Origin of the sequence: Candidatus Desulfatibia sp. (genome assembly GCF_036446775.1) — a bacterium.
Lineage (GTDB): Bacteria > Desulfobacterota > Desulfobacteria > Desulfobacterales > UBA11574 > Desulfatibia_A.
On record NZ_JAZFTO010000168.1, the window covers coordinates 1 to 8321 of the forward strand.

Sequence of the window (8321 nt, forward strand, 5' to 3'; positions counted from 1 at the left end):
TGGTCTGTTCGGTTGAGGAAGCAATCAAATTAGGCGCCGATGCGGTCTCTATCCATATAAACCTTGGAAACGGCCAAGAAAAAGAGATGCTCAATGATTTTGGTAGGATAAGTTATGAAGCGCGTATGTGGGGCTTGCCGCTGCTTGCTATGATTTATCCCCGGGGCGAAAAGATAAAAGACGAGTTTGATGTCAATGCGGTCAAGCATGCGGCCCGGGTTGGTGATGAAATGGGTGCTGACATTGTCAAGGTTTCTTATACCGGTTCGATGGAAACATTTAAAGAAGTTGTGTCAGGCTGTTCGGTTCCGGTAGTTATTGCCGGAGGGCCTAAGATGGATTCAGACCGGGAGATTCTGGAAATGGTAAGTGGTTCCATTGAAGCGGGCGGAGCCGGTGTTTCCATCGGCCGCAATGTGTTTCAACATAAAGATCCGATGCGTATGGTCAGGGCTATTTCTGCCATTGTCCATGATGACAGCAGCATTGAAGACGCCCTTAAATTATTAGAATAGTCACTGGTCATTAGTCATTCGTAGATAGAATTATAACGCATAGAGCTATATAAAAAACAAACGACTATTGACAAATGTCAAATGACAAACGGCAATCGGCACGATGCCGTTGAGGGAGTGGGAAGATGCGAAAAATCTGGGTAAAAGTCGATCCTTGGGATAAAAAAATTGTAACAACGGCCCTGGAAGGGGGTGCCGACGGTATCATGGTCCCACCGGGGTATTCCGACAAGGTCAAAGCTCTGGGCCGGATTGAGACTATCTCTGAAGACGGCGATTTAAAGCTTGGAGAAGATGTGATCATTTTTAACATAAAAAGCGGTGCCGACGAAGAAGAGATCGTCAAGCTCACCCGGAGTAAAAAGGTTATTCTACAGTGCAGCGACTGGACGATCATACCCCTTGAGAACTTAATCGCCAAAGGCGCCAATGTTATTGCCCAGGTTCAAAATCTGGAGGAGGCGCAAACCGCCTTCGGTATTCTTGAAAAGGGTGTAAGGCATATTCTGTTGCATACAACCGATGTGGGTGAACTGAAAAAAACAATTACCGAACTACGTTCACAAGCGGATAAAATCTTGCTGGAAGCGGCCGAAATTACCGCAGTCAAATCTGTAGGAATGGGCGATAGGGTATGCGTGGATACCTGCACAACAATGACCGCGGGGCAGGGGATATTGGTAGGGAACAGCAGCAGTGCTTTGTTTCTGGTTCATGCCGAAAGTATTTCCAACCCTTATGTTTCTCCCAGGCCGTTTAGAGTAAACGCCGGACCGGTGCATGCTTACACACGCATACCCGGCGGCAAGACCAGCTATCTTTCAGAGCTTGCAACCGGCGGCCAGGTTTTGATTGTCGATTATATGGGGAACACGATATCCGCCATTGTGGGTCGCTTGAAGATCGAAAAACGCCCCTTAATGCTGGTTACGGCCGCTGTCGGCGACCGGCAGGTGACAAGTATTCTGCAAAACGCTGAGACCATCCGGTTGACCGATCCTGAAGGAAAGGCGCTGTCAGTGGTAAACCTAAAGCCCGGCGACAAGGTCCTGGTAGCTCTTGAAGAGGCCGGCCGGCATTTCGGTATTAAAATAGAAGAAACCATCACAGAAAAGTAGTATGCGTTCAAAGGTTCAGGGTTCAACGTTCAGGGTTATCTTTCTGTTGGGTTCACAGAATCAGAGTTCACCGCTGCCCTACCGAGGGCAGGCGAGGCTTAGGGTTGTCTTTTTAATGCATTCACAGGTTTCCTGCCATTGGTGGGATTAAACGTTGTCTTTATTCGTTGAACCTCTGAACCCTGAACCTTTGAACCCTGAACGGTTACGAAAAGTAGATAAAAATATGATCGAAATAAAACCCCAAAAAATAAGTGCGAGCGAGGTATCGGTTCCGGGCTCAAAAAGCTATACGCACCGCATCCTGATTGGGGCTGCTTTGTCAGACGGCGTCTGTACGATTCATAACGGCCTCAAAAGTGAAGACACTACACATACTCTGGAAGCTTTGAGGCAGATGGGCGTAGCGATAGAGATTGATGGTAGTAAATTTATCGTGCAGGGGACCAAAGGAATGTTAAAACCTCGCACAGAACCTGTCTATCTTGGCAACTCCGGAACTTCAATGCGCCTTTTGACGGCTGTGGCAGCGCTTGGCAAAGGGATCTACACTTTGACAGGGACAAAGCGTATGGGAGAGCGACCCATCCAGGATTTGGTAGACGGATTGAAGCAGATTGGGGTCAATGCCAGATCAGTTAACAGCAATGGATGTCCGCCGCTGGAGATAAAAGGGGGAGACTTAGCAGGCGGCAGTATTGCGCTGAAGTGCGGAATCAGCAGCCAGTTTCTTTCGGCGCTGCTGCTAATCGCACCGTATACAAAAAACGGCATTGATATAAACGTGATTGAAGGGCCGGTGTCGAGACCCTACGTGGACATGACCGTTGAAGTAATGGAAAGACTCGGCGTAGGAATCAGGCGTGACGGCTACGAGCGCTTCTGGGTTCAGGGTGGACAAACATATCGATCAGGTTCCTATACGGTAGAACCCGACTGCTCCCAGGCCGGATATTTCTGGGCGGCAGCAGCAATTACCGGTGCCGAGATTATGGTTAAGGGTGTCAACAGAAAATCGCGACAGGGTGATGTTCGTTTTGTGGAGATCCTTGAAGCCATGGGGTGTAAAGTATCTTACCAAAAGGACGGCATTCAAGTCTCCGGCAAAGACCTTACGGCCGTAACTACAGACATGGCCGACATGCCGGACATGGTTCCTACTCTGGCTGTTGTGGCAGCCTTTGCCAGCGGAACAACGGTCATCGAAAATGTCGCGCATTTGAAGGCCAAGGAGAGCGACAGGTTGGGTTCTGTCGTTAATGAACTGTCAAAGATGGGTATTGCAGTCAGCTGCAGCGATAGCGGCATGATGATCACCGGCGGCAATCCCGGCGGCGCTGAAATAGATACATACGGCGATCATCGCATTGCCATGAGTTTTGCACTGGCCGGATTAAAAGTCCCGGGCATCTTCATAAAGGACGAAAGATGCGTTGAAAAATCTTTCCCGAATTTTTGGGAAGTATTTGGAGGATTATATAAAGAATAAATCTTGTAAATCCTGTAGATCCTGTCAAATATAAATTATGTCTGGCAACACTTTCGGAAAACTATTCAGAATTACGACCTGGGGCGAGTCTCACGGCCAGGGTGTTGGCGTTGTTATCGATGGTTGTCCCCCTAAAATACCCCTAAATGCAGAGGTCATTCAGTCCATGCTGGACCGCAGACGGCCAGGCGGTTCGCCTGCAAGTACCAGCAGACGGGAACCGGATCGAGCGGTTATCATGTCGGGTGTTTTTGAGGAAATGACTACCGGCACACCCATCGCGATTATGGTAGAGAACAAAGATGCCGACTCCAAAGCTTATGAGCCCTATGCTGATCTATTTAGACCCGGTCACGGCGATATAACATATTTGGCAAAATACGGTGTACGTGATTGGCGCGGGGGCGGGCGGGCGTCGGCTCGGGAAACCGTGGCAAGGGTGGCGGCCGGGGCTGTTGCCAAGGCTCTGCTTGAATCCGAAAAAATTGAAATTATTGCTTACACAGTAGAATTAGGCGGTATCAAAGCAATCAAGCGTGATCTGAACATAATCGGTAATAATGTGTTTTGCTGCCCGGATATGGATGCTGTTGCAAAGATGAAAAAACGCGTTGCCAGTGTTCGCAAGCAGGGAGATTCCATCGGCGGAATAGTTGAAATTATGGCAAGAGGGGTTCCCAGAGGCCTTGGAGAACCGGTGTTTGACAAGTTAGATGCGGATTTGGCAAAAGCTTTGATGAGTATCGGTGCGGTTAAGGGAGTCGAGATCGGTTCCGGGTTTGAGGCTTCAGTGCTGCTGGGATCTGAAAATAATGACCCCATAACTCCTCAGGGCTTTGACAGCAACAATGCCGGCGGCATCCTTGCCGGAATTTCGAGTGGAGATGATATTGTTGTCCGGGTGGCCGTTAAACCGATTCCTTCGATCGAGATTGAACAAAATACCATTGACGTTGCGGGAAACCCCAGAACCGTTTCAGTCAAGGGTCGTCACGATATTGCAGCTATCCCCCGCATTAATGTTGTATGTGAAGCCATGGTCAACCTTGTTCTGGCGGACCATCTTCTAAGACAGAGGGCGATTCAGCATTCAGAAACTTAACAAATCTGGTTCCAAAACTCTTTCTATCCACAGCGCCAGATGTCATTGCAGTTTATGTTGTTGGATGGCCGTTTCACTTCTATTATTTGTCTAAAGAACTCCAATTAAGATCAATGCCCATTTATTTGTGCATTTATGCCCAAAATTTTGTGCGTAATTGATAATATCCTCTAAAACCGCACTCCCTGAATTCAAACAAATCTGATTTGACGACACAATTTTTTTGACAACATTTCAGTTTTCAATAATTGTTACATTGCGATATTTAAAAGTATTTTCACATCCAGACGTTCTGGAAATTCTTCCTCCTTCTGATATCATCTACCATCTATTAAATCCTGGCATAGTTTTTGATAGTAGCTTTATATAAGTCGGCTTTAATCTGTTTTGTTATTGTGTTTCAATTATTAAACATCAATTATTAAACATCAAAAAAGGAGTAAGTTATGAAAAAGTTGAAGAAAGCGACATTGTTGTGCATTACCGTTGCGATCATGATGGTTCTTGCTGGTCCTATTGGGGCAGGGGAGTCCGAAAAGATTAATTTAAACAAGGCTACCGTGGAAGAACTTGTTCAGCTTAAACGTATCGGGACAAAGTATGCAGAACGAATCGTAAAACACAGAGAGGAAAACGGCCCCTTTAAAACCACCGAAGACATTATAAAGGTTCCCGGTATCGGACCCAAGACCTATGAACTAAATAAGGACCGATTAGCTGTGGAATAAAGATTTCACATGGCGACTTGATCAAAATAAAATAGGGGTGCTTTAATTATGCTTCAGTAGAGCACCAAGGGGAAAACTTGGATCTGAATTGACTCTAAGCAATCCAGATCCAAGTTTCAACCCGCTTTTCACAGGATATTATCCAACTTGAGAATCACAGCAGATTATCGCGAATCCGAATCCGGACTAATTGAATTGCTCGAAAACAGAGGTGTTTTATTAGATACAATAAAGATCCCTTATGGAGATTACATCATTAATGATGTAATAACCGTCGAGCGCAAGACTGCCAAAGATTTTCTTATATCAATCATTGATGGACGGTTGTTCAATCAAATATCAAATCTAAAAAAATATTGTACAAATCCGATTCTTCTTATTGAAGGCAATCCTTACAAAACTGACCATAAATTTGACCGAATGGCTATCAAGGGAGCCATAATTTCAGCTCAAACAATATGGTATGTTCCAGTTATTTTTTCACGTTCTAAAGAAGATTCCAGAGATATTTTATTGATGATCAGCAGGCAGATTGAAACCTGTATTGATGTAGTACCACTTAGAGGCGGCTATCGACCTAAAAGACTAAAGTCAAAACAATTGTACATATTACAAGGCCTCCCTCAAGTTGGACCAAAGCTTGCAAAACGCTTAATGAAACATTTCAAATCTGTATCAAACGTCATGAATGCATCTGTTCAGACTTTGACCGAGGTTGATGGTATCGGAAAAGTTACAGCCGAAAAAATCCGGGCAGTTCTGGACGCAGAAATTTCATGAACCATATTCCCAAAAAAAATTCAAGCTAACACAAATTTTTTATTCAATTTAATAGCGGCGCAGCCGCGTTTTATAAAATCGCAAGGCGCTTTTATTGCGGTTTTATCTTGACATATAATCTAAGTTGTGTTCAATGTATGAACAGGTTGCGTTCAATTTATGAACAGATCAGACCTAAACACCTATAACTTCACACCATATACACCAAATGCAGTTTGCTCTCCGCCGGGCAATAATGCAACCCACCGTGCGGAGCTATGCATTTAGCCAAAAATATCCTTCTTTTTTTCTTTCGCCTATTTATAGATTTGTAATATATTCAATAAAACGAGACTAATACCTTACCTCTTTCACCCAGCATCCAGTATCCCCGATAAATCGGGATTTCCGCTGCGCTCCAACAAGCATCAAGTATCCAGAATCCAGAATCCAGAACCATGGACAACCAAGACCTCCGCACATTAAAGATTTTTGAAGAAATCGACAAGGAAAGCGCCCCCAGCCAGCGCGAATTAGCAAAAGAGTTAAATATTTCCCTGGGGCTTGTCAATTCGTTTGTTAAGCGCATGGTACAAAAGGGTTACTTCAAGATAACCAATATACCAAAAAATCGGGTCAAATATATCCTTACACCCAAAGGTGCGGCCGAAAAGACACGGCTGACTTATCAGTATATTCAATATTCCTATCAATTTTACAGAGAAGCCCGCCGGAAACTGAGCAATCTATTCAACGATTTTGAGTCTCAAGGAATTCGGCGCATAATTTTATACGGTGCCAATGATTTTTCAGAGATCGCCTACCTCTCGATACAGGAGACTCCTATTGAAATGGTGGCTGTGGCGGACGATGAAAAGATCGGCGAGAAATTTTTGGGAAATAGAGTGATAGGTTCTTCCATGCTCGATTCGCTGTCCTTCGACAGAATTCTTATCTCATCCTTGAATTCAAATGATGCGGTTTTAGAAAAAATATTGGAATTAGGAATTTCCCGCGACAAACTGGTTATGATCAAATAAAGTGGTGTAAAATGCCAGATGTCCGTATAGAAAATATTAGGGATTATCTGTTTAAAATTGCTCCTGGCATCTTTAGCAGGTATCCAATATTGTTTGCTTATTTTTACGGGTTCAGAATCTCATTAATCAGGGAAACCCATGTTTAAAATCAGCAAAATTAAAAATTACCTGGCTGAAAACCCCGACATTATTGCAGCCTATCTGTTCGGGTCTGCTGTCAGCGGAGAACGGGTCTTGAATGATTTGGACATATTAGTTCTTTTGGAGCAAAAAGCGCACAGGCTTAATATTCAGCTAAAACTCGTAAGCAATCTAAGCAGATTGACCGGACTGAAGGCTGACAAAATAGATGTTGTTATCTTCGATCAGGAAGAAGTTGATCCGGATATTCTGCTAACGGCAATTAATCAGGGGATGTTACTTAAAAATATTGACCAGAGGGTTTTAAGTGACAGATAGATGGAAATTAATAAACTTATAACTTCTTTCAAAAAGTACCTATTAGACAGCGAATTAGAAAAAAATATTGCTAAAATCATTGTTTTCGGCAGCTATGCAAAAGGCAGTGCTACACCTGAATCAGACGTGGATATCCTAATTTTTAAAACTGATGGAATTGAAGTGGAAAAAGCCATTATGGATAGAACATATGACTTCATGATGGAAAATAACGCCCCTTTGGAAGTATTAATCGCAGGTATTGATGAACTTTTCCTAAATCAGGATTACTTTACATATAATATAACCCGTTATGGGTTGGAGATTTATTCCATGGAAAAAGATGAAATAAAAGCGGTAATGACAAGAGATCTCAAGAATTTGGCAGAGGAATATTTTGAATCTGCCCAAGAAGTTTTAGCACTAAAGCGGATTCGCTTGGCTGTGGATGCTGCCTATAATGCAGCTGAACTGGCGGCCAAAGCTCTTATTCTCCACAAACAGGATGATTTGCCGGGAAGTCATGGAGGCGTCGTCAGTTTATTTGGGAAATTATATGTAAAGACAGGTGAATTGGACAAAGTGATTGGTAGGGGTTTAAATGCATCTTTGAGGGTGAGAAATGTGGCCAGATATAAACCTGATGCCCTGCTGACCAAGGAAGATGCTGCGGCTGTTTTGGATTTGGCTGAAAAGTTAATAAAAATTGCTTCGGACAAAATCGCTGGTGAAAAATGATTTGTTCAGGTTGAAATGAAAAATCGTGGGCCTGCCCCGCCTGCCCCGTAGGTAGGAACTATCGTACTGGGATAGCTCCCCGTGGAATTGCCGAGACAGGCCGGCAGATGGTACTGGGTGTTGAAAATCGATGTGATTTTAGCCCGTTGGACTTATTAAATTACCTCAAATTAGGACTTGATTATGGCTATAATGATGGCTATGTTTAAGGATGATTAACATTGTTTCTGTTATAAGGGAGAAATATATTGGGAAATCAGTATTCTATAGCTGAGGCCAAAAACAAGCTGCCGTCTATAATCCATTCGGTTGAAAAGGGTCCGTCGGTTAAGTTGACGCGGCGCGGCCGGCCAGTTGCGGTTTTGTTGTCGATTAAAGAATATGAACGCTTAAG

The 8321-nt window shown here is 43.9% G+C and carries 10 protein-coding genes; all 10 read left to right on the forward strand.

Annotated elements, in window-relative coordinates; translation table 11 throughout:
• Positions 1-515 (forward strand): 2-amino-3,7-dideoxy-D-threo-hept-6-ulosonate synthase (locus V3S16_RS08365; RefSeq protein WP_413884224.1); only part of this gene is annotated, 515 nt, incomplete at its 5' end.
• Between the two features lie 125 nt (positions 516-640).
• Positions 641-1633 carry a 3-dehydroquinate synthase II gene (locus tag V3S16_RS08370; protein ID WP_413884225.1) on the forward strand — a complete coding sequence of 331 codons (993 nt, stop codon included), beginning with the start codon at positions 641-643 and terminating at the stop codon, positions 1631-1633.
• A gap of 226 nt (positions 1634-1859) precedes the next feature.
• The gene (gene aroA, locus V3S16_RS08375) at positions 1860-3122 is read left to right on the forward strand and encodes a 3-phosphoshikimate 1-carboxyvinyltransferase (protein ID WP_413884226.1); all 1263 of its coding nucleotides are present in this window, start codon (positions 1860-1862) and stop codon (positions 3120-3122) included.
• Positions 3123-3159: 37 nt separating this feature from the next.
• On the forward strand, positions 3160-4224 hold the full coding sequence (gene aroC / locus V3S16_RS08380; RefSeq protein ID WP_413884227.1) for a chorismate synthase: 1065 nt from the start codon (positions 3160-3162) through the stop codon (positions 4222-4224).
• A gap of 446 nt (positions 4225-4670) precedes the next feature.
• Positions 4671-4952 carry a ComEA family DNA-binding protein gene (locus V3S16_RS08385; RefSeq protein ID WP_413884228.1) on the forward strand — a complete coding sequence of 94 codons (282 nt, stop codon included), beginning with the start codon at positions 4671-4673 and terminating at the stop codon, positions 4950-4952.
• 147 nt (positions 4953-5099) lie between these two features.
• Positions 5100-5732 carry an ERCC4 domain-containing protein gene (locus tag V3S16_RS08390; protein ID WP_413884229.1) on the forward strand — a complete coding sequence of 211 codons (633 nt, stop codon included), beginning with the start codon at positions 5100-5102 and terminating at the stop codon, positions 5730-5732.
• Positions 5733-6169: 437 nt separating this feature from the next.
• Positions 6170-6751, forward strand: coding sequence for a winged helix-turn-helix transcriptional regulator (locus V3S16_RS08395; RefSeq protein ID WP_413884230.1), 582 nt, complete (start codon positions 6170-6172; stop codon positions 6749-6751).
• Between the two features lie 138 nt (positions 6752-6889).
• Complete coding sequence (locus V3S16_RS08400) at positions 6890-7210, forward strand: nucleotidyltransferase domain-containing protein (protein ID WP_413884231.1); 321 nt, start codon at positions 6890-6892, stop codon at positions 7208-7210.
• Positions 7211-7927, forward strand: coding sequence for a HEPN domain-containing protein (locus V3S16_RS08405; RefSeq protein WP_413884232.1), 717 nt, complete (start codon positions 7211-7213; stop codon positions 7925-7927). It begins immediately after the preceding gene.
• A 248-nt stretch (positions 7928-8175) separates the two neighbouring features.
• Positions 8176-8321 (forward strand): type II toxin-antitoxin system Phd/YefM family antitoxin (locus V3S16_RS08410; protein WP_413884233.1); only part of this gene is annotated, 146 nt, incomplete at its 3' end.

Excerpts from the sequence above, each read along its gene's own strand:
- aroC (WP_413884227.1), top strand. The coding sequence starts at position 3,160 with ATGTCTGGCAACACTTTCGGAAAACTATTCAGAATTACGACCTGGGGC.
- V3S16_RS08385 (WP_413884228.1), top strand. The coding sequence starts at position 4,671 with ATGAAAAAGTTGAAGAAAGCGACATTGTTGTGCATTACCGTTGCGATC.
- aroA (WP_413884226.1), top strand. The coding sequence starts at position 1,860 with ATGATCGAAATAAAACCCCAAAAAATAAGTGCGAGCGAGGTATCGGTT.
- V3S16_RS08405 (WP_413884232.1), top strand. The coding sequence starts at position 7,211 with ATGGAAATTAATAAACTTATAACTTCTTTCAAAAAGTACCTATTAGAC.
- V3S16_RS08395 (WP_413884230.1), top strand. The coding sequence starts at position 6,170 with ATGGACAACCAAGACCTCCGCACATTAAAGATTTTTGAAGAAATCGAC.
- V3S16_RS08370 (WP_413884225.1), top strand. The coding sequence starts at position 641 with ATGCGAAAAATCTGGGTAAAAGTCGATCCTTGGGATAAAAAAATTGTA.
- V3S16_RS08400 (WP_413884231.1), top strand. The coding sequence starts at position 6,890 with ATGTTTAAAATCAGCAAAATTAAAAATTACCTGGCTGAAAACCCCGAC.